Annotated in this window: 20 protein-coding genes; 11 read left to right on the top strand and 9 right to left on the bottom strand. The window is 73.0% G+C overall.

All coding sequences use genetic code 11. From position 1 onward, the window contains the following. The first annotated feature begins 4 nt into the window (after positions 1-4). Genes ACQP0N_RS11365 through ACQP0N_RS11385 form a run of 5 tightly spaced genes read left to right on the top strand, consistent with a single transcriptional unit; the run spans position 5 to position 6,346 of the window. Positions 5-1,948, top strand: a complete 1,944-nt coding sequence (locus ACQP0N_RS11365; protein ID WP_433119811.1) for a multicopper oxidase family protein — start codon at positions 5-7, stop codon at positions 1,946-1,948. Positions 1,949-2,008: 60 nt separating this feature from the next. Continuing rightward, a complete protein-coding gene (locus tag ACQP0N_RS11370; protein WP_433119813.1) occupies positions 2,009-3,055 on the top strand; it encodes a FecCD family ABC transporter permease in 1,047 nt (348 codons plus the stop codon). Beyond that, entirely contained in the window at positions 3,052-4,404 is a 1,353-nt protein-coding gene (locus ACQP0N_RS11375; RefSeq protein ID WP_433119815.1) for a FecCD family ABC transporter permease, read from the top strand. The genes ACQP0N_RS11370 and ACQP0N_RS11375 overlap by 4 nt, the downstream gene beginning before the upstream one ends. Before the next feature lie 20 nt (positions 4,405-4,424). Further along, positions 4,425-5,399, top strand: a complete 975-nt coding sequence (locus tag ACQP0N_RS11380; protein ID WP_433119817.1) for an ABC transporter ATP-binding protein — start codon at positions 4,425-4,427, stop codon at positions 5,397-5,399. Then, on the top strand, positions 5,399-6,346 hold the full coding sequence (locus tag ACQP0N_RS11385) for an ABC transporter substrate-binding protein (RefSeq protein ID WP_433119819.1): 948 nt from the start codon (positions 5,399-5,401) through the stop codon (positions 6,344-6,346). The genes ACQP0N_RS11380 and ACQP0N_RS11385 overlap by 1 nt, the downstream gene beginning before the upstream one ends. 92 nt (positions 6,347-6,438) lie before the next feature. Here ACQP0N_RS11385 and ACQP0N_RS11390 read toward each other — a convergent pair whose 3' ends face one another. From ACQP0N_RS11390 to trmB, 4 genes are all read right to left on the bottom strand, one after another. Further along, positions 6,439-7,362: a hypothetical protein gene (locus ACQP0N_RS11390; RefSeq protein WP_433119821.1), complete on the bottom strand. Its 924-nt coding sequence runs from the start codon at positions 7,360-7,362 to the stop codon at positions 6,439-6,441. Positions 7,363-7,594: 232 nt separating this feature from the next. Then, positions 7,595-8,239, bottom strand: coding sequence for a hypothetical protein (locus ACQP0N_RS11395; protein WP_433119824.1), 645 nt, complete (start codon positions 8,237-8,239; stop codon positions 7,595-7,597). 141 nt (positions 8,240-8,380) lie between these two features. Continuing rightward, the gene (locus ACQP0N_RS11400; protein WP_433119826.1) at positions 8,381-10,894 is read right to left on the bottom strand and encodes a DEAD/DEAH box helicase; all 2,514 of its coding nucleotides are present in this window, start codon (positions 10,892-10,894) and stop codon (positions 8,381-8,383) included. A gap of 73 nt (positions 10,895-10,967) precedes the next feature. Next, on the bottom strand, positions 10,968-11,669 hold the full coding sequence (gene trmB, locus ACQP0N_RS11405) for a tRNA (guanosine(46)-N7)-methyltransferase TrmB (protein WP_433119828.1): 702 nt from the start codon (positions 11,667-11,669) through the stop codon (positions 10,968-10,970). Between the two features lie 130 nt (positions 11,670-11,799). Here trmB and ACQP0N_RS11410 point away from each other — a divergent pair, with 130 nt between their 5' ends. Both ACQP0N_RS11410 and ACQP0N_RS11415 read left to right on the top strand, forming a co-directional pair. Beyond that, positions 11,800-12,534, top strand: a complete 735-nt coding sequence (locus ACQP0N_RS11410) for a hypothetical protein (protein ID WP_433121564.1) — start codon at positions 11,800-11,802, stop codon at positions 12,532-12,534. Between the two features lie 259 nt (positions 12,535-12,793). Further along, entirely contained in the window at positions 12,794-13,459 is a 666-nt protein-coding gene (locus ACQP0N_RS11415) for a class F sortase (protein ID WP_433121566.1), read from the top strand. A gap of 104 nt (positions 13,460-13,563) precedes the next feature. On the opposite strand, the gene ACQP0N_RS11420 is transcribed toward ACQP0N_RS11415, so the two are convergent. From ACQP0N_RS11420 to ACQP0N_RS11435, 4 genes are all read right to left on the bottom strand, one after another. After that, positions 13,564-13,881, bottom strand: coding sequence for an antibiotic biosynthesis monooxygenase family protein (locus tag ACQP0N_RS11420; RefSeq protein ID WP_433119830.1), 318 nt, complete (start codon positions 13,879-13,881; stop codon positions 13,564-13,566). 49 nt (positions 13,882-13,930) lie between these two features. Beyond that, positions 13,931-14,728, bottom strand: coding sequence for an exodeoxyribonuclease III (locus ACQP0N_RS11425; RefSeq protein ID WP_433119832.1), 798 nt, complete (start codon positions 14,726-14,728; stop codon positions 13,931-13,933). Between the two features lie 72 nt (positions 14,729-14,800). Continuing rightward, positions 14,801-15,721 (bottom strand): proteasome assembly chaperone family protein, encoded by a 921-nt coding sequence (locus ACQP0N_RS11430; protein ID WP_355050254.1) that lies wholly within the window; start codon positions 15,719-15,721, stop codon positions 14,801-14,803. Positions 15,722-16,194: 473 nt separating this feature from the next. Continuing rightward, on the bottom strand, positions 16,195-16,548 hold the full coding sequence (locus tag ACQP0N_RS11435) for a hypothetical protein (protein WP_433119834.1): 354 nt from the start codon (positions 16,546-16,548) through the stop codon (positions 16,195-16,197). Between the two features lie 7 nt (positions 16,549-16,555). Here ACQP0N_RS11435 and ACQP0N_RS11440 point away from each other — a divergent pair, with 7 nt between their 5' ends. The 3 genes from ACQP0N_RS11440 (at position 16,556) to ACQP0N_RS11450 (ending at position 18,024) form a co-directional block, all read left to right on the top strand. After that, positions 16,556-16,969, top strand: coding sequence for a hypothetical protein (locus tag ACQP0N_RS11440; RefSeq protein ID WP_433119836.1), 414 nt, complete (start codon positions 16,556-16,558; stop codon positions 16,967-16,969). 106 nt (positions 16,970-17,075) lie between these two features. Next, entirely contained in the window at positions 17,076-17,222 is a 147-nt protein-coding gene (locus tag ACQP0N_RS11445; RefSeq protein WP_355237852.1) for a hypothetical protein, read from the top strand. Between the two features lie 46 nt (positions 17,223-17,268). Continuing rightward, positions 17,269-18,024, top strand: coding sequence for an EcsC family protein (locus ACQP0N_RS11450; RefSeq protein ID WP_433119838.1), 756 nt, complete (start codon positions 17,269-17,271; stop codon positions 18,022-18,024). Between the two features lie 22 nt (positions 18,025-18,046). Here ACQP0N_RS11450 and ACQP0N_RS11455 read toward each other — a convergent pair whose 3' ends face one another. Continuing rightward, the gene (locus ACQP0N_RS11455; protein ID WP_433119840.1) at positions 18,047-18,898 is read right to left on the bottom strand and encodes a GDSL-type esterase/lipase family protein; all 852 of its coding nucleotides are present in this window, start codon (positions 18,896-18,898) and stop codon (positions 18,047-18,049) included. Between the two features lie 190 nt (positions 18,899-19,088). Between ACQP0N_RS11455 and ACQP0N_RS11460 the strand changes: the two genes are divergently transcribed. Then, complete coding sequence (locus ACQP0N_RS11460; protein ID WP_433119843.1) at positions 19,089-19,352, top strand: DUF6343 family protein; 264 nt, start codon at positions 19,089-19,091, stop codon at positions 19,350-19,352. Positions 19,353-19,364: the final 12 nt, after the last annotated feature.

Raw genomic sequence — 19,364 nt, forward strand, 5'->3', positions numbered from 1 at the left:
CGGCATGGTCAGCAGACGACAGGTGCTCGTGGCCGGTACCGCCGGAGGCGCCGCGCTTCTGGTCCCGGCGGGATCGACGGCCGCGGGACGCGCGCTCGCCGCGGCGACGGTGCTGCGCGCCGCCGACATCCCGAAGTACGTCGCGCCGCTGCGGATCCCCGCGGCCATGCCCCGGGTGGCGAACGATCCCGAGCGGGACACGTACGTCGTCGGGGTGCGGCAGTTCCGCCAGCAGATCCTGCCGCTGTCCTGGCCGCGTACGACCGTGTGGGGTTACGGCTCCACCGCCCACCCCGGCAGCTTCGGCTACCCGGCGCACAGCATCGTCGCGCGGGTGAACCGCCCGGTACGGGTGACCTGGGTCAACGAACTCGTCGACCACTGGGGCGACTACCTGCCCCACCTGCTGCCCGTCGATGAGACCCTGCACTGGGCCAACCCGGCCGGTGGCCGCAACGGCCGCGACGGGCACGGCCGCTCGGACGGCAGCCGACGTGGCTACCGGGGACCGGTGCCCCAGGTGGTCCACCTGCACGGCGGGCACAGCACGCAGGAGAGCGACGGGCACTCCGAGGCGTGGTACCTGCCGGTGGCCCGCGACCTGCCGGCCGACTACGCCGTCACGGGCAGCGCGTACGGCGAGTTCCGGTCCCGCTTCGCCGAGGGGTCCGGCCTGCGCTGGGCGGCGGGTTCGGCCACCTTCGAGTACGCCAACGACCAGCGGCCCTGCACCCTCTGGTACCACGACCACACGCTGGGCCTCACCAGGGAGAACGTCTACGCCGGGCCGGCCGGCTTCTACCTGCTGGGCGGCGACGACCTGCCCGACGGGGTGCTGCCCGGCCCGACGCCGGGTCACGACGATCCGCCGGACACCGACTACCACGACATCCCGCTGCTCATCCAGGACCGCAGTTTCAGCGCCGACGGCGAGCTGGTCTACCCCGGAGGTCACCACGACGGTCCGGCGTGGACGTCGGCGTTCTCCGGCACCACCATCGTGGTCAACGGCCGGACCTGGCCCAGCCTTACCGTGCAGCGCCGGCGCTACCGGTTCCGGTTGCTCAACGGCTGCAACAGCCGCTTCCTGATGCTCAGCGTCGCCGCCCACGCCACCGCGCGGCCGGCCCGTCCGGCACTGCCGGTCTGGCAGATCGGCAGCGACAGCGGCTTCCTGCCCGAGCCGGTGGCGCACGACCGCGTCACCCTCGGCCCCGCCCAGCGGGCCGACGTGATCGTCGACTTCACCGGCGTGCCCGCTGGCACCGAGCTGTTCTTCGTCAACGAGGGGCCCGAGTGGGCGTACCGGGGTGGCCGGCCCGGGGTGGACTTTCCGCCGTCCGACCCGCGGACCACCGGGCAGGTGATGCGGTTCGTGGTCACCGAGGCCACCGGCGCGGACCCGAGCGTGCCGCCGGAGCACCTGCAACTGCCGGCCCACCCCCGGCTCGGTGCGGCGGAGCGGGTCCGGCGGCTGTCACTCAACGAGCGGATGTCCGGCCGGTCGATGGTGATGCTGCTCGGCACCCTCGACGAGCGCGGCCGGGGCCGGCCGATGCGCTGGAGCGATCCCGCGACCGAACAGCCCCTCGTCGGCGCGACCGAGGTGTGGGAGGTCCGCAACTTCACCCGTAGCGTGCACCCCGTCCACCTGCACCAGGCCCAGTTCGAGCTGTTGGGCCGTGGACGGTCGGGCCGGGCGGAGCCGGAGCCGGGGGAGCGGGGATGGATGGACACCGTGCTCGCGTACCCGTGGGAGGTGACCCGGATCAAGGCCCGCTTCGACCTTCCGGGCCGCTTCTCCTGGCACTGCCACCTTCTGGAGCACGAGGACAACGAGATGATGCGGCCCCTCAACGTGCTGCCGCGCGGCGCGGCGGCGGCCGGGGACGGCGGCTCGGTGGCGGTGCCGCAGGCTGAGTCTGCGGCATCGACCGACGCCAGTTAGGTCACTTTCCGCAGGTCGGCTAAGGTTAGGCGAACCTAAGCTCGAACGTGCAGGAGTTTCGTGACCACCCTCGCCGCCCGGCCGACGCCGGCCCGCAACCCCTCCGGTGCCCGCACCGGTCGGCGGGTCGCCGTCACCGTCGGCGCGGCGCTGGTGCTGCTGCTCGCCGTACTGGCCAGCTTCGCGCTGGGCAGCCGGCAACTCGGATTCGGCGCGGTCTGGCACGCCCTCGTCGCGCCGGACGGCAGCGACGCGAGCACCATCGTCCGGGAACTGCGGATGCCACGTACCGCGCTCGGGCTCGCCGTCGGGCTGGCGCTCGCCGTGGCCGGCGTGCTGTTCCAGGCGCTCACCCGCAACCCGCTCGCCGAGCCGCGCATCCTCGGCATCAGCGCCGGCGCGTCCTTCGGCGTGGTGCTCGCCATCTCCGTCTTCGGCATCGGCACGCTCGCCGGGTACGTCTGGTTCGGCATCGCCGGCGCGCTCGCCGCCGGCCTGCTGGTCTTCGCCATCGCCAGCCGGGCCCGCGAGGGCGCGAGCCCGGTCACCCTCGCGCTGGTCGGCGCGGCGCTCGACGCCAGTCTCGCCTCCGGGGTGTACGCGCTGCTCAGCATCGACGCCCGCACCTTCGAGGAGTACCGGTTCTGGGTGGTGGGCGGACTCGCCGGCCGGGACCTCGGCGTCACCGCCCAGGTGCTGCCGTTCGTCCTCGTCGGGCTGCTGCTCGCCGCGCTGGTGGCCCGGGGCCTGGACGCCCTCGCCCTCGGTGACGACGTGGCCCGCGGACTGGGCCACCGCATCGGCCTGGTCCGCCTCGGCGGTGGAATCGCCGCCGTGCTGCTCACCGGCGCCGCGGTGGCCGCCGCCGGCCCGGTCGCCTTCGTCGGGCTGGCCGTGCCGCACCTCGCCCGTGCCCTGGTCGGCGCGGACCACCGCTGGACCCTCGCCGTCTCCGCCCTGCTCGGGCCGGCGCTGCTGCTCGGGGCCGACGTCGTCGGCCGACTCGTCGCCCCGCCCGGCGAGATACCCGCCGGCATCGTCACCGCCCTGATCGGCGCGCCGCTGCTGGCCGTGCTGGTCCGCCGCGCCCGGGTGGTGACCGCGTGACCGCCGGCCGTCCCGCCGAAGCGTCCGGCACCGCCGGCCCGGCCCCTGCCGCCGACCCGGTCGCTGGTCCGGCCCGCGCCGGTGCGTCCGGCGCTGCTGGTCCGGCCTGCGCCGGGGATGCGTCCGGCGCTGCTGGTCCGGCCCGCGCTGCTGCCCCGGCCGCTGGTCCGGCTCGCGCCGCCGGTGCGTCCGGCGCGGCTGGTCCGGCTCGCGCCGCCGGTGCGTCCGGCGCTGCTGGTCCGGCTCGCGCCGCCCATGCGTCCGGCGCGGCTGGGCTCGCAGCCGCGGCCGGGCGGCCCGGTGCGCCCGGCGGTACGTCCCGGCTGCCCGGACGGTCGCTGCTGCGGATCGGGCCGGTCAGCCTGCTGATCCGTCGCCGCGCGACGCTGGTCGCCGCCGTGCTGACCGCGCTGCTCCTGCTGGCCGTCGTGCTCAGCCTCTCGCTCGGCACCCCGTACGTCGCCCCGGCCGACGTGCTGCGGGCGCTCTCCGGTGCGGGCACCTCGTACGACCTCGTGGTTCTTGATCTTCGCCTGCCCCGGGTCGTGCTGGCGGCGGTGGCCGGCGCGGCCTTCGGCGTGGCCGGCACGCTGATCCAGAGCGTCGCGCGCAACCCCCTCGCGAGCCCGGACGTCATCGGCATCACCCAGGGCGCCGGCCTCGCCGCGACCGTGGCGTTGACCAGCGGCGCGGCGGCGGTCCTGGTGGCGCCCAGCGCGCTGGTCGGCGGTCTGCTGGCGGCGGTGCTGCTGTTCGCCCTCGGTGCCCGGCACGGGCTGGCCGCGCAACGGTTCGTCCTCGCCGGGGTGGCGGTCGCGTTCGCCTTCCGGGCGCTGACCGAGGTGGTCATGCTCACCGCCGACCCGATCGACGGCCTGCGGGCGCAGATCTGGCTGATCGGGACCCTCGCCGGCAAGGGCTGGACCGAGGCGGCCTGGATCGCCGGCACACTCGCGGTGCTGCTGCCGGTGCTGGCGTGGGCCGGCTGGGCCCTGAACAGCACCGCCCTCGACGACGACACCGCGCGCGGTGTCGGGCTGCGCCCGGTGGCCCGCCGGATCGGGCTCGCGGGCACCGGCGTGCTCGTCGCCGCGATGGTCACCGCCCAGGTCGGCGCCGTCGACTTCGTGGCGCTCGTCGCACCGCAACTGGCCCGCCGGCTGGTCCGCGCCGAACGGCCCCCGCTCGTCTGCGCCGCGCTGCTCGGGGCGCTCCTGCTGGTCCTCGCCGACCTGGCCGGCCGCCGACTGTTCGCGCCCACCCAGCTGCCGGCGGGCGTGCTGACCGCCGCGATCGGCGGCCCCTACCTGATCTTCCTGTTGCTTCGTGGACGGCGGCGGTCGTCGTGACGCCTGTGAGGAGTCGTGTGATGCTCTCCACCCGCGACCTGGTCGTCGGCTACGACGAGCGTACCGTGCTCGACGGGCTCACCCTGGACCTGCCCACCGACGCGTTCACCGTGATCGTCGGCCCCAACGCGTGCGGCAAGTCCACCCTGCTGCGCACGATGGCCCGACTGCTCACCCCGCGACAGGGCACCGTCCTGCTGGACGGCACCGCCATCCGTGACCTGCCCACCCGTGACGTGGCCCGCCGGCTCGGCGTCCTGCCGCAGAGCCCGCTGGTGCCCGAGGGCGTCACCGTGGCCGACCTGGTCGGACGCGGTCGGCAGCCGTACCAGCGGTGGTGGCGGCAGTGGTCGTCGTCCGATGCCGCCGCGGTCGACGAGGCGATGGCCCTGGCCGACGTGGCCGACCTGGCCGACCGGCCGGTGGACAGCCTCTCCGGTGGCCAGCGGCAACGGGTGTGGATCGCCATGACGCTCGCCCAGGACACCGAGGCGCTGTTGCTGGACGAGCCGACGACCTTCCTCGACCTGGCCCATCAGGTGGAGGTGCTCGACCTCCTGCACCGGCTCCGCGCCGAGCGTGGCCGCACCGTGGTCGCCGTCCTGCACGACCTCAACCAGGCCGCCCGCTACGCCGACCACCTGGTCGCGATGCGCGCCGGCGCGGTGGTGGCCGCCGGCCCACCCCGGGAGATCCTCACCGCCGACCTGGTCCGGGACGTCTTCGGGCTGGCCTGCGTCGTCGTGCCCTGCCCGGTGACCGGCGCACCCCTGGTGGTGCCCGCGCACACCGGCGGCCCGGCCCTTCCCGCCGCTGCCGGGCCTGCTGCGTCTGCCGCTGGCTCTGCGCCGGCCGCTGCCGCTGCCGGGTCCGCCGCGCTTGCCGCTGGCCCTGGCGACCCCGATTCGTCGACGGCGTCCGTACCGGACGCCCGATCCGCCGACGGTGACGCGGCCAACCCGCTCGCCGGCACGTACCCCTCGAAAGGACACTGATGCGTCGTCTCGTCGCCGCTCTCGCCGCGGCCGTCGCCCTCGGGGCCGGCCTCACCGCCTGCGGTGAGAGCGACCCGGTCGCCGGAACCGCCACCGGGGAGACCCGGGAGATCACCCACGCCATGGGCACCACCAAGGTCCCGGCCGAACCCAAGCGCGTCGTCGTGCTCGACACCGACAAGATCGACACGGCGCTCTCGTTGGGCATCACGCCCGTCGGCGCGGCGACCGCCGGCGAGGCCAAGAGTTGGCCCACGTACTTCGGCGCGGACAAGCTCGCCGGCATCAAGGAGGTCGGGGTGCTCACCGAGCCCGACCTGGAGGCCATCAACGCCCTCAAGCCGGACCTGATCCTCGGTAGCAAGTTCCGCCAGGAGAAGTTCTACGACGAGCTGGCCGCCATCGCGCCGACCGTGTTCACCGACAAGGTGGGCATCACGTGGAAGGAGAACTTCCTCCTGGACGGCAAGGCGCTCGGCCGCGAACAGCAGGCCAAGGACCTGCTCGGCGCGTACGAGAAGCGGGCCAAGGACTTCGGCGCGACCCTCGGCGACGCGGCCGCCCGCAAGGTGTCCATCGTGCGGTTCATCCCGGGCAACATCCGGGTGTACGGCCCGGACTCCTTCTCCGGCATCGTCATCGGCGACACCGGCCTGGGCCGCCCCGAGCGGCAGTTGCTCGCCAACAAGGAGGACAAGCGCTTCGACCTGGTCAGCCCCGAGCGGATCAACGAGGTCGACGGCGACGTCATCTTCGTGACCGCGTACGGCGACAAGGCCGCCGCCGAGCAGAGCAAGGTGGCCGGCGGCACCCTCTGGAAGGGACTCGGCGCGGTCAAGGCCGGAAAGGCGTACCCGGTCTCCGACGAGATCTGGATGACCGGCATCGGCGTCGGCGCCGCCAACAAGATCCTCGACGACCTGGCCAAGTACCTCCCCGCCACCTGACCCACCCCGCACCCTGGCCCCGGGTGCGGCTGTCGATCCTCATGATCGTGCTCGATCCATGAAGTAGTGGTCTCCCGACCAGGGGGAGGCCACTACTTCCATGTTCGGGCACGATCATGGGAGCGGGCGGCGCGGGTGCGTAGGGCGGCTTTGACTTCGGCGAGGAATCCGTCGAAGTCGTCCCGGAGGCGCTTGGCGGTCACGTGCAGCACGATCCAGTCGCCGCCGAGCAGTCGGTTGAGCCGTCGACGGTCCCGGTGGAACTGCTCCGGGTCGTCGTGCCACAGCCCGTCGTACTCCACGGCCACCTTGAACTGCGGCCAGGCCAGGTCCAGCCGGGCCACGAACCGGCCCTGATCGGCCACGACCCACTGCGTCTCCGGCCGGGGCAGGCCGGCGAGCACCAGCCGCACCCGGGTGCGCGATTCCTGCGGGGACTCCGCGCCCGCGTCGACCAGGTCGATCGACCGCAGCAGGGATCGCCAGCCGCGTCGCCCTGCTCGACTCAACGCGTACTCGCGCAGAGCCGGCACGGTGGTCAGCCGCAGGGCCAGCAGAGCGTCGATGACGACCACCGCCTCCACCATGTCGAGCCAACGGGCCACGTCCCAGCAGGTCCGCGCCGGGCTGGTCACCGTTATCCCGGCCCGGTCCAGGATGTCGCCGGGGTCGATCTGCCCGTGGTGGACGCGGATGCCGTTGGTCGGACCGATTCGGGAGTCGGTGGACACCAGGACGTCGATTGGCGCGCCCGCGCTTGTGCTCGGGCAGCCGTACAGACCCGCTGCGGCCCGTCCGGCGATGGCCGTTCCGGGCGGCACCAGCCACCGTCCGACGGCGGCGCATCTGATGGTGTGCGTGACGGTGAGCTGGGCATCGGCATAGACGTCGCGGAAGAGCGGTCGCCACGCTGAACTGCGGAGGTCGTTGCGGGTGAGCAGCCCGCGCGACACGGCGGTGGAGCCACGGAAGACCCGACCCCGCAACTGCGGCGGCCGACGAGGAGCTCTTGGCATGGTTTCAGGCTGGCCGAAGCCCGTGGCGTCACGCTGCCCCTGTGGATAACCACCGTCACCACGGCGGCGTCGGTGCGCGCGGTTGTCCCCATGATCGCGCTCGAACATGGATGTAGTGGCCTCCCGAGAAGCGGAGACCACTACATCCTGGATCGAGCGCGATCTTGCCGGGCAAGCGCGGGCGGGCGCGCGGTTGGCGGGGCGCGGCTGGGCGGGCGGTGAGGGGGTGTGGTTAGGCGGCGGTGGACCAGATGGCGCGGAAGGCGGCGGCTTCGCCGGCCAGCCAGCGTTCGATCTGTTCGGGCTTGGCGTCGGTGGGCATGCGGTGGGCCTGACCGCGCCGGACGTCGACCAGGACCGGCTCGGCGTGCGGGAGGACCGCGTCCATGTGGCGGGCCATCAGGTGCAGGGTGGCGAGCACGGATTCCTCGCTCGGCGGCGCCTCGTCGAAGTGCAGTCGGACGGCGTCGGCGTGACCGTCGGGGTGACGTACGCCGAAGTGGGGGTTGATCTTGACGGGTAGGTCGCCGAGCATGGCCAGGGCGTCGCGGGTCTGGGCCAGGTCGAGGGTGGCCGGATCGCCGAGGGAGTGCAGCCAGGCCGTGGCGCCGGGCACCAGCGCCTGGTAGAGCGGGCGCCAGCGCGGTTTGACCACGTCGACCACGCCGGCCAGGTGGGTGCCGCCGGTGTGGAAGGCGATGTCGGCCTTGAGGGCCTTGACGAACTGGCCGTGCGGGTTGAAGCCGGAACGGCTGGCACGCTGCTTGCGCAGACCGCCCACGAAGGTCGCCTTGGTGGGGCCGGTGCGGTCGACGTAGCGGGTGAAGCCGAGCAGGGTGGTGTAGGGCGTCAGGGGCGTGGAGGTGGGCGCGGTCACGGGCGTCCTCCCAGTTCAGAAGCGCTATTAGTACATACATTCTAATCGACACCCCTGACATCGCCCAGTGAAAACGGGGCGGCGGAAGACACGACAAAGGGGGCCGCCCGGCATCCCGGACGGCCCCCTTCGCGACGACCGCTAGAGTTGGCCGACGTCGGTGATCCGGACGACCGCCGCGCCGACCTCGTCCGAGGCGACGAGGTCGATCTCGGCGCTGATGCCCCAGTCGTGGTCGCCGTCCGGGTCGTCGAAGATCTGCCGGACGGTCCACTTCTCCCGGCCCTGCTCGATCATGAGCAGCGCCGGGCCGCGGGCGTCCGGGCCGACCCCGATCGAGTCGTACGCCTCGAAGTAGGGCGCCAGGGCGTCGGCCCACGCGTCGTAGTCCCAGCCGTCCTCGGCGTCCAGCTCGGCGAGCAGGTCCCAGCGGCGTAGCGCGGCCAACTCGACGCGTCGGAACAGGGCGTTGCGCACCAGCACCCGGAACGCCCGCGCGTTGCGGGTCACCGCCGGCGGCCGATCGGTCAGTGCCGCGTGCGCCTGGGCCACCTCGGCCACGTCGGACGGGTTGCGCAGCCGCTCCCACTCGTCGATGAGGCTGGAGTCGACCTGGCGGACCAGCTCGCCCAGCCACTCGATGAGGTCGATCAGCTCCTCGGTCTTGGCGTCCTCGGGCACGGTCTGGCGCAGCGTCTTGTACGCGTCGGCCAGGTAGCGCAGGACCAGGCCCTCCGAGCGGGTCAGCCCGTAGAACTGCACGTACTCGGTGAACGTCATGGCCCGCTCGTACATGTCGCGGACGACGGCCTTGGGGGAGAGCTGGTGGTCGGCGACCCACGGGTGGCCCTGCCGGTACATCTCGTACGCGGCCTCCAGCAGCTCCGCCAGGGGCTTCGGGTGGGTCACCTCGTCGAGCAGTTCGAGGCGCGCCTCGTACTCGATGCCCTCGGCCTTCATGGCGGCGACCGCCTCGCCGCGCGCCTTGAACTGCTGCGCGGACAGGATCTGGCGGGGGTCGTCGAGGATCGACTCGATCACGCTCAGCACGTCGAGCGCGTACGACGGGGATTCGGCGTCGAGCAGCTCGATGGTGGCCAGGGCGAGGGGGGAGAGCGGCTGGTTGAGGGCGAAGTCGAGCTGGAGGTCGACGGTGAGGCGGATCCGCCGGCCCGTCTCGTCCGGCTCGGGCAGCTCCTCGACCACGCCTCCGGCGCGCAGCGCCCGGTAGATGGCGATGGCGCGGCGGATGTGCCGGCGCTGGGCGGCGGGCTCCTCGTGGTTGTCGGTGAGCAGGTGCCGCATCGCGGTGAACGCGTCGCCGGGGCGGCCGATCACGTTGAGCAGCATCGAGTGGCTGACCTGGAAGCTGGACGTCAGCGGCTCCGGCTCGGCGTCGACGAGCCGGTCGAAGGTGGGCTGCCCCCAGCCGATCGAGCCCTCCGGCGGCTTCTTGCGGACCACCTTGCGCCGCTTCTTCGGGTCGTCACCGGCCTTGGCGAGCGCCTTCTCGTTGTCGATGACGTGCTCGGGGGCCTGCACGACGACCCGGCCGATGGTGTCGTACCCGGCCCGGCCGGCCCGTCCGGCGATCTGGTGGAACTCACGGTTCTTGAGCAGGCGGGTACGGACCCCGTCGTACTTGCTCAGGCCGGTGAACAGCACCGTGCGGATCGGCACGTTGATGCCGACGCCGAGCGTGTCGGTGCCGCAGATGACCTTGAGCAGGCCGGCCTGCGCGAGGGTCTCGACGAGGCGGCGGTACTTGGGCAGCATGCCGGCGTGGTGTACGCCGATGCCGTGCCGGACCAGCCGGGACAGCGTCTTGCCGAAGCCGGAGGTGAACCGGAAGCCGCCGATCGCCTGCGCGATCATGTCCTTCTCGGCGCGGGTGCAGACGTTGACGCTCATCAGCGCCTGGGCGCGTTCCAGCGCGGCGGCCTGGGTGAAGTGCACGACGTACACCGGGGCCTGCTTGGTCTCCAGCAGCTCCTCGAGCGTCTCGTGCAGCGGCGTCATCGCGTACGAGAAGATCAGCGGGACCGGCCGCTCCGCCGAGCGCACGACGGCGGTCGGCCGCCCGGTGCGCCGGGTCAGGTCGTCGACGAAGCGGGTGGTGTCGCCCAGGGTGGCGGACATCAGGATGAACTGGGCCTGTGGCAGCTCGATGATCGGCACCTGCCACGCCCAACCCCGGTCGGGCTCGGCGTAGAAGTGGAACTCGTCCATGATCACCTGGCCGACGTCGGCCCGGTCGCCCTCGCGCAGCGCCAGGTTGGCCAGGATCTCCGCCGTGCAGCAGATGATCGGGGCGTCGGCGTTGACGCTGGCGTCGCCGGTGAGCATGCCGACGTTCTCGGCGCCGAAGACCTCGCAGAGCGCGAAGAACTTCTCCGACACCAGCGCCTTGATCGGCGCGGTGTAGAACGTCGTCCGGTTGTCGGCCAGGGCCGCGAAGTGCGCGGCTACGGCCACCAGGCTCTTACCCGAGCCGGTGGGCGTGTTCATGATCAGGTTGGCGCCGGAGACGATCTCGATGACCGCCTCCTCCTGATGGGGGTAGAGGTCGAGGCCGCGCTCCTTCGCCCAACCGGCGAACGCGTCGAAGAGGGTGTCGGGGTCGGCGCTTCTCGGCAGCGCGGCGGTGAGCGTCATAGCGTGTCCATGGTGCCTGGATCATGCCCTCCGGCGCCAACCGGCTCACATTTCAGCGTCGCCGGAGCGCCGATCAGCGCCGCCGGAAGATCAGATCGGCGACCGGACGGCCCGCCGTGATGGCCCGCCGCTCGAACTTCGTCACCGGGCGGTGCGCCGGACGGGGCGCGAAGCCGCCGTACGCGTCGACCAGCTCCGGATCCGCGTCCAGGGTCTCCCGCATCGCCTCGGCGTACTCGGCCCAGTCGGTCGCGCAGTGCAGCACCCCACCGGGCGTCAGCCGGGAGCGCAGCAGGGCCACGTGCGACGGCTGGATGATCCGCCGCTTGTGATGCCGGGCCTTCGGCCACGGATCGGGAAAGAACACGTGTACGGCGTCCAGCGCGCCCTCCGGCAGGCCGCTGACCAACTCCAATGCGTCACCCCGAGCAACCCGGACATTCCCCAGGTCAGCGCGGTCGACCAGGTCGAGCAGGTTCGCGATTCCCGGCGTGTGCACCTCGACCGCCAGATAATCTCGGTCCGGGTCGGCGGCGGCCATCGCGGCCGTGCTGTCTCCCATGCCCGAGCCGATCTCCAGCACCACCGGGGCCCGGCGGCCGAAGAGGGCGGCCAGGTCGACGGGCTCGCCCGACACGTCCAGGCCGTACGAGGACCAGAGCCGGTCCAGCGCGTCGGTCTGCCGGCCGCTCATCCGCCCCCGACGGGGGTGGAAGGTGCGGATCGTCCGGCCCGTGGGCGGGACGATGGCGGGGTCAGGGTCGGTGATGGTCACAGCGCCCCGAGCGTACGCGACTTCGTCTGCGGATCGGATGTGATGTGCGACCGGGAATGAGAGGATCCAATTGGTACGGCAGGCCGGGCGGTCCGCTGCCCGGCGCGGTGCGACGGCGTCGAGAGGGGGCATCGTGACAGTGACCCGCGGCGGCGTGCTCCTGTCGGTGGCGACCATGCTCGCCATCCCCCTGCTCAGCACCGCTCCCGCGCTCGCCGCCCCGGCCACGCCGCCGGCCCTCGCCACTGCGCCCAGCGGGCCGTCCGACGCCCTGTCGACCGCCTCCGACTGGCCGCTCGATCCTCTGTCGGCCGTCGCCGCACCCGCCCGGCCGCTCGACGTCCTGCCGGTTGCCGCGCCCGCGCCGCTCGACGTCCTGCCGGTTGCCGCGCCCGCGCCGCAGCCCGGAGGCGTGCCGGGTGGCGCGCCACAGCCCACTCCCGTGGTGGACGTCTTCGTCGAGGTGAGCCCCAGCACGGTGCAGCCCGGCTACCTGGTCGGCATCCGGGCCAGTTGCCGGGACAACTCGATCGGCGCCACCGTCGTCTCGGACGCGTTCGGCGCCATCGGCGTGCAACCGCAGGGCGGCGTGCTCACCGCCGCCCCGATGGTGCGCGAGCGCACCCGCCCCGGCAACTACCGGGTCAAGCTGGAGTGCCGCGACGGTGAGACGGCCTCGACCATGCTCCAGGTGGTCAAGAAGGTCCCCTCGGGTCCCAGCCGAGGGCCGGCGACGGGCTTCGGTGGCACCGCCGGGGGAATGACCGGCAAACTGCTGCTGCCCGGCGGTGCCGCCTTCACGGTCGCTGGCCTGGTCCTCGCCGTGGTGGCCCTGCGCCGGCCCCGTAGCGTCGCGCGCCGCTGAGGCCGCCATGGAAATCTTCCGCCCCACACCGCCGCCGCCCGGATCCCGTCCGCCCACGGGTTCCCGCCCGTCCGCCGGCTCGTGGCTGCCCGGCGATGCCCGCCCACCCGGCGAGGCCCACCCACCCGCTGTCGCACGCCCGTCCGGGGATGCCCGGCAATCCGCTGCTGCCCAGCAGGCCGGCAATTCGCGCCCGTCCGTTGGCGCGAAGCCCTCGCCGGTGTCCCGCGCGTCGCGTGTCTCCGGCGAGGGGCCGGCGGTGGCCGCCCGTCCGCCGACCGCCGTCGCTCCCCGGCGCAGCCGTCCGACCGGGCGTAGCCCCTGGTCGGTGCCGCTGGCCGTGCTGCTGGTGCTGGTGGGCGTCTTCGCCACCGGCGCGGGACTGGGTCGTTCGGTCGGCCCGCTCGACCTGACCCCGGCCGGCGGCGAGCGCCCGCCCCGCAGCGAGACGGTCGGATTGTCGGCGAGCCGCCCGGTGCGCCTCACCGTCCCGGCGATCAAGGTGGAGGCGCCGGTGGCGCCGGTCGGGCAGGCGTCGGACGGCACGATCGCCGTACCGCCGCTGGAGAAGCACAACGAGACCGGCTGGTACGACCGGGGGCCGACGCCCGGCGAGCCCGGTCCGGCCGTCATCGTCGGGCACGTGGACACCAAGAGCGGCCCGTCGGTCTTCTACGACCTGGGCAAGCTGAAGCCCGGTGACCTGATCGAGGTGGCCCGGGCGGACCGGTCGACGGTGGTGTTCAAGGTCGACACGGTCGAGCGCTTCCCGAAGGACCAACTCCCCGCCGAGCGCATCTACGGGCACGAGGGCCCCGCGGGGCTCCGGCTCATCACCTGCGGCGGCCAGTTCATCGGCGGTCGCACCGGCTACGAGGACAACGTGATCGCCTTCGCCACCCTCCAGTCGTCCCGCAAGCCCTGACCGCCGGGCTTGATCCACACGACATCGGTGATGTCGGGGTGTCCAGGTGGCGCTGACACCCCGATTTCGCCGAAGTCGAGTCGATCAACCGGCCGCAGCGTCGCTCAGGGCTGGGGGACTCGCAACGCCACCTCGAACTCCAGCAGGCTCGCGCCGCTGGACACCGGCGGGCGGGGCGTCTCGCCAGGAGCGGTGGCGTGCGCGGCGCGGGCGGACCCCGAGGCCCAGGCCTGGTACGCCTCCTCGCTCTCCCACCGCGTGTAGACGAAGTAGCGGGTCTCGCCGGCCACCGGGCGCAGCAGTTCGAAGCCGAGGAAGCCGGGGGAGCCCTCCACCGCGCCGGCCCGCGCCGCGAACCGCTTCTCCAGCTCGGGGCCGGCGTTCGGGGGAACCTCGATTGCGTTGATCTTCACGACTGCCATCTGCCCACCCTAGCCAGCCCCGGCGCTCCTGCGGCGGGAGCGCCGGAGGTCAGAGCGCCTCGACCGCCGGAACGAGGTCCGCGTCGACCACGATCGGCGCGTGGTCGGAGGGGCCCTTGCCCTTGCGGGCCTCCCGGTCGACGTATGCCGAGCGGACCGCTCGGCTGAACGGCGCGGAGGCGTACACCAGGTCGATTCTCATGCCCTTGTTCTGGTGGAACATCCCCGCGCGGTAGTCCCAGTACGTGAAGGGGTGCGGCCCCTTCATCGGCGTCGGCACCACGTCGTTGAGACCGAGGTCGCGCAGCGCGGCGAGGGCGGCCCGTTCGGCCGGGGTGACGTGGGTGGAGTGGGTGAACACGGCCGGGTCCCAGACGTCGGCGTCGGTCGGGGCGACGTTGAAGTCACCGCAGACGGCCACCGGCCGGCCGCCGGCCAGCTCCGCTTCCAGCGCGTCGCGCAGCGCCGCGAACCAGGCGAGCTTGTACGCGTAGTGCGGGTCGTCGGGCGTGCGCCCGTTGGGGACGTACACCGACCAGACCCGCACCCCGTCGCAGGTGGCGGAGATGGCCCGGGCCTCCGGCTCGGGAAAGCCCGGCTCGCCCGCGAAGCCGACGCGGACGTCGTCGAGGCCGACGCGGGACAGGATCGCGACCCCGTTCCAGCGGCCGTCGCTGTGGCTGGCCACGGTGTAGCCCAGCTCGCCCACCTCGGCTACCGGGAACGCGCCGTCGGGGCACTTCGTCTCCTGCAGGCAGACGACGTCGGGCCCGGTGCCGTCCAGCCATTCCAGCAGCCGGGGGAGCCGGGCCTTCACCGAGTTCACGTTCCAGGTCGCCAGGCGCATACGTCCACCCTGCCGTATCCGCCGCCCCGACGCCGCCTCACACAGGTGCCGTGTCGCCGGCACGCCGCCGGATCAGCTCCCGGGAGTGTCGCCGGGGCGGGTCTGCTCGGCCAGGAACCGTTCCAGCTCCGCACCGAGTTCGTCGGCGGTGGGCAGCGGGCCGGCGTCCGGCGCGAGCAGGCTCCGCTCGCCGCGTCCGCGGGCGAACGCGTCGTACTGCTCCTCGAGGGCCTGGACCAGCGCGGCGGCGTCCTCGGTCTGGGCGACCTGCCGGTCGATCTCCACCCGGACCACCTCGGCGGCCGAGCGCAGGCCGTCGCCGGGCAGCAGCAGCCCGGTGCTGCGGGACACGGCGCTCAGCAGCACCTCGGCGGCGGCCGGGTACTCGGTCTGCGCCACGTAGTGCGGCACGTGGGCGGCGAAGCCGAGCGCGTCGCGGCCCTGTTCGCCGAGGCGGAACTCCAGCAGGTGGCCGACGCTGCCGGGCACCTGGACCCGTTGCAGCCACGGCTCGTACCCACTGATCAGCTCGGGACGGGTGGCGTGGGCCGTCACCCCGGTCGGCCGGGTGTGCGGGACCGCCATCGGGATCGAGTTGAGCCCCACGGTGAGCCGTACGTCGAGCCGGGCGGCGAGCCCCGCGACGGCGGCGGTGAACCGCTCCCACTGCAGGTCCGGCTCGGGGCCGGTGAGCAGCAGGAAGGGAGTCTCATCGTCGTCGTGCAGCAGGTGCAGCTCCAGCTCCGGCGCGTCGAAGCTCTCCCAGTGGTCCTCGTTGAAGGTCATCACCGGTCGCCGGGAGCGGTAGTCGAAGAGTTGGTCCACGTCGAAGGTGGCGATCGGCCGACCCTCGAGCGAGGTGAGCAGTTGCTCGCGGGCCAGCCGGCTGGCGTTGCCGGCGTCCACGAACCCGGTGAGGGCCTGAATCAGGACCGGCTGCCCGAGGTCGGGCAGATCGTCGGTGAGCTGGTAGAGCTCGTGTGGGTCGAGCACCGGTGCGGACCTCCCTGGAATGTGCCTGTTCGGGTGCCGTCGCGACGGACAGCACTCGGTTCGGGCAACGTACCCGCCATCCTGGCGCATTCCTGCGTCGGGCGATCCGTCGCCCGCCCGGTGGGCACGATCGGACGAACCACCCGATTACGCCGATCGGCCGATGGGCGGTTCGGCCCAAAGGCCGAGTTTGTCGATCATGTCGGGTCGCGCGGACCAGTGTCCGTCTCTGTCGCGGTCCGTGCCCGCCTGCACGCCGCGCCGCTTTCCTCCGGTACGCGAGGTTCGTTCCCCGGGCGGGTCGAGCCGCCCCGGTCGTCCACCGGTGATGCCTGTTTCTGTGGCGATGACCACGTGATCACCGTGCGTGATCGGGGCTTCGGTCTGCCTAGCCTCGGCTGATGCGTGACGACGGCACCCTCGACGACCCGTACGCCCCGAGTAGCCCCACTGCCGAAACAGAGGAAGGCACCTCAGCCGAACGGACAACCGCCGCGAGTCGGCTTCGGGCGTACGCCCGCGACCTGAGCGGTCGACGCCGCGCCCAGGTGGCGCTCGCCACCGGCGTGGTCTGCTGCCTCGGTCTGGCCGCCGCCGTGCAGGTCCGGGACCAGGACGCCGGCGCGCAGTCCCGCGAGAAGACCGCCGGCGTCGAGCTGGCGGAGCGCGCCGAGCAGCAGGCCGCATCCCGCGGGCTCGACCGCTCGGCGGCCCCGTCCGCCACCCCTCGGCGTCCACCACCCCCGCCGACCCGGACGCCACCCCCGCGCCCGCAAGGTCGCCCCGGCGAAGCCGACCCGCCCGGCGCCCGTCGCCGGCCTGGACAAGGCCCAGATGGAGAACGCCGAGGCGATCGTCCGCGCCGGCCGCAAGATGGGCGTCCCGCGCCGTGGCCTGGTCATCGCGGTGGCGACCGCCATGCAGGAGAGCAACCTCTACAACGTCGCCAGCGGCGTCCTGCCGGAGTCGCAGGACTACCCGCACCAGGGCGTCGGCTGGGACCACGACTCGGTCGGGCTGTTCCAGCAGCGCTCCAGCAGCGGCTGGGGTCCGGTCGGTCGGTTGATGGACCCGGAGTTCGCGACCCGGCAGTTCCTCACGGCACTCGAACAGGTGCCCGGCTGGCAGCAGATGCGCCTCACCGACGCCGCGCAGGCGGTGCAGGTCTCCGCGTACCCGGAGTACTACCAGCAGCACGAATGGCGGGCCACCCGGGTCGTCGACGCCATCGTGCCGAGCGGGCGGTAGCCTACCGACCACTATGGACGGTGAGGGTTGAGCCTGTCGCGTCCCGGGTACATCCGTTGCGGGTTCGGGGTACACATGACTGAGGGATCACCGACAGGAGGACGTTATGTCTCTGATGCAGCGGATCAGCACTTTCCTGAGATCGCCCAAGGGTCAGCAACTGGTGGACCGGGGTCGGCGCGAGCTGGCCAAGCCGGAGAACCAGCAGAAGCTCAAGGGGTTGGCCACCCGCCTGTCCAACCGCCGTCGCTGACCGCGCCACCGGCCGTCCTGCCCGTACCCACCCCTGGGGAGACCCGGTGACCGACACCCCGCCCGCCGGCGGTCAACCCGCCGCGCCCACCCCCGAGCCGTCGGCCGACCTGCCGGTCGCGCCGCCGGCCACGCCCGAAGGCCCGCCGGCGCGGCTGTGGGACCGGATGCGTGACGATCCGCAGTACGCCCCGGAGCACCTCGCGCTGGAGGCGGTGCGCCGACTCGGGCCGGAGGCCGCGCAGTGGGCCGCCCGGGCCCGCGACGAGCACCCCGGCGTCTCGTCCGACGTCCTGGCCGACCAGGCGGTCCGCAAGTTCGTCAACCTGGCCCGGCTGTCCGGGGCGGTCTCCGGCGCGGCCGGGCTGCCCGGTGCGGTCCTCGACGTCGGCGTGCTGGCCTGGACCCAGGCGCGGATGGTCCTGCACGTCGCCGCCGCGTACGACGTCGACCCGCTGCACAGCGACCGGGCCACCGATCTGCTCGTGCTTCAACGGGTGCACAAGGTCGCCGAGAGCGCCCGCCTGGCGCTCGGGGTGGCCGCCGGCCGGGAGCGCGCCGACGCGCTCTTCGGCCTGGGCGGTCAGCGTCCGCTGGGCCGGGTCATGTTGCAGCTCGGCGTCCGGCTCGCCCAAATGGCCGGTGTGCGGGCGGCCAAACGCGTCGTGGCCAAGATCATTCCGGGCGCGGCGATCGTGCTCGGCACCTGGGCCAACTCGTCCGCCACCAAGGACCTGGCCGAGCGCTCGCGGGCGCTCTACGGTCGCCGCGGCACCGCGGTTCCGGAGCCCCGCCGTCCGTGACCTGCCCCCTCGCGGGGCGGGCTCAATCGGCCATGCCGGAGGCGCGCCAGGTCACCTCGGCCAGCCGGTCCTGGCCGGTCGCGTTGGGGTGGAACCAGTCCAGCGGGTTGAGCAGGTCCAGGGTGAAGCGCACCCGGTGCGCCGCGCCGCCGTCGTGCCGGCAGCGCGAGCCGTACGCCCGGCAGGCGGCCACCAACTGCACGTTGTACGCGTCGATCCGTTCCCGGACAGCGGCCCGGCGGGCCTTGTCGGCGGCCGCGTTCGACGTCGCGTTGGCCAGGAGCGCCGGGCAGATGCCCCGCTTCCACACGCGCGTCGCCCGTCCGTCGGTGTGCCCGACCTCCCAGAGTCGGTACAGGTCGGGGATGCTCACCACCAGCACCCGCGCCTTCGGCCGGCCGGTGCGCAACGCCCGCAGGCCCCGGTCGACGTCGGTACGGAACGTGGTCACCGGCGTCATGGCGTCCACCCCGCCCCGGCAGATGTCGTTGGCGCCGATCAGCACGGTGACGTAGTCGACGCGGTCCCGTACCGCTGCCTGGGCCTGGCCTTCGAGGGCGTCGGCGCGGGCGCCGGGCCGCGCGTGGTTGTACGCCCGGCCGCGGATCGCGGAGTCCTGGTCGAGCAGTCGCCGGTAGTGGCTGTTGACCCGCAGACCGTCCCCGGTGGACCACGAGTTGCGCTCGCAGGAGGTGAGGACCAGGCAGGAGGCGAAGCCGGTGCTGATCGAGTCGCCGAGCGCGGCGATGCCGCCCGGTCCGCCGGACGACGGCGCGCTCTTCGTGGGGCGCGGTGACGCCGATGTGCCACCCTCGCAGGCCAGTGCCACCAGTGCGGCGAGACAGGCCAGGGCGGCGATCCAGCGTCGAGGCATGACATCCCCTGTCTCGCAGCACAGAGCGACAGCGCGGTAACTCTAAGCGCTGGACCCGGTTGGGCGGGAAGTTGCTGTCGGGTATGCGGCGAAGGGGCCTCGGACCTGCCGTCGGGATGCTATAAGTGCCGCCGCGCGGGGAGTCGTCGGCCACCGGTTAACACCCCCGATCGCGGGTAGATCGTGAGGTATGACGAGATCGCAGCCCCGGCGCGCCCGTGGCACGGTCGGGCACGCGTACAGCGCCCTCAACCTGCGGCTCACCCTCGCCAGCTTCGGGCTGGTGACCATGGTGATCTTCGCGGTGCTGGCGTTCTGGGCCGGGATCGCCTGGCTCGGCGTGCTCTGCGCGATCCTCGCGGTGGTCGCCGTGGTCGATCTGGTCGTGATCCAACGCCGCCGCGCCGCCCGCCGCCGCGAGGAGCCGGGCGTACGACACTCGCTGTTCGAGTGACAGGAGAAACGA

The organism is Micromonospora sp. CA-246542, from assembly GCF_050942905.1.
Classification (GTDB): Bacteria; Actinomycetota; Actinomycetes; order Mycobacteriales; family Micromonosporaceae; genus Micromonospora.

Coding starts and splice junctions, on each gene's coding strand:
- ACQP0N_RS11365 (WP_433119811.1), top strand. CDS start 5: ATGGTCAGCAGACGACAGGTGCTCGTGGCCGGTACCGCCGGAGGCGCC.
- ACQP0N_RS11380 (WP_433119817.1), top strand. CDS start 4,425: ATGCTCTCCACCCGCGACCTGGTCGTCGGCTACGACGAGCGTACCGTG.
- ACQP0N_RS11385 (WP_433119819.1), top strand. CDS start 5,399: ATGCGTCGTCTCGTCGCCGCTCTCGCCGCGGCCGTCGCCCTCGGGGCC.
- ACQP0N_RS11390 (WP_433119821.1), bottom strand. CDS start 7,362: ATGCCAAGAGCTCCTCGTCGGCCGCCGCAGTTGCGGGGTCGGGTCTTC.
- ACQP0N_RS11400 (WP_433119826.1), bottom strand. CDS start 10,894: ATGACGCTCACCGCCGCGCTGCCGAGAAGCGCCGACCCCGACACCCTC.
- ACQP0N_RS11420 (WP_433119830.1), bottom strand. CDS start 13,881: ATGGCAGTCGTGAAGATCAACGCAATCGAGGTTCCCCCGAACGCCGGC.
- ACQP0N_RS11425 (WP_433119832.1), bottom strand. CDS start 14,728: ATGCGCCTGGCGACCTGGAACGTGAACTCGGTGAAGGCCCGGCTCCCC.
- ACQP0N_RS11440 (WP_433119836.1), top strand. CDS start 16,556: ATGGAGAACGCCGAGGCGATCGTCCGCGCCGGCCGCAAGATGGGCGTC.
- ACQP0N_RS11445 (WP_355237852.1), top strand. CDS start 17,076: ATGTCTCTGATGCAGCGGATCAGCACTTTCCTGAGATCGCCCAAGGGT.
- ACQP0N_RS11455 (WP_433119840.1), bottom strand. CDS start 18,898: ATGCCTCGACGCTGGATCGCCGCCCTGGCCTGTCTCGCCGCACTGGTG.
- ACQP0N_RS11460 (WP_433119843.1), top strand. CDS start 19,089: ATGACGAGATCGCAGCCCCGGCGCGCCCGTGGCACGGTCGGGCACGCG.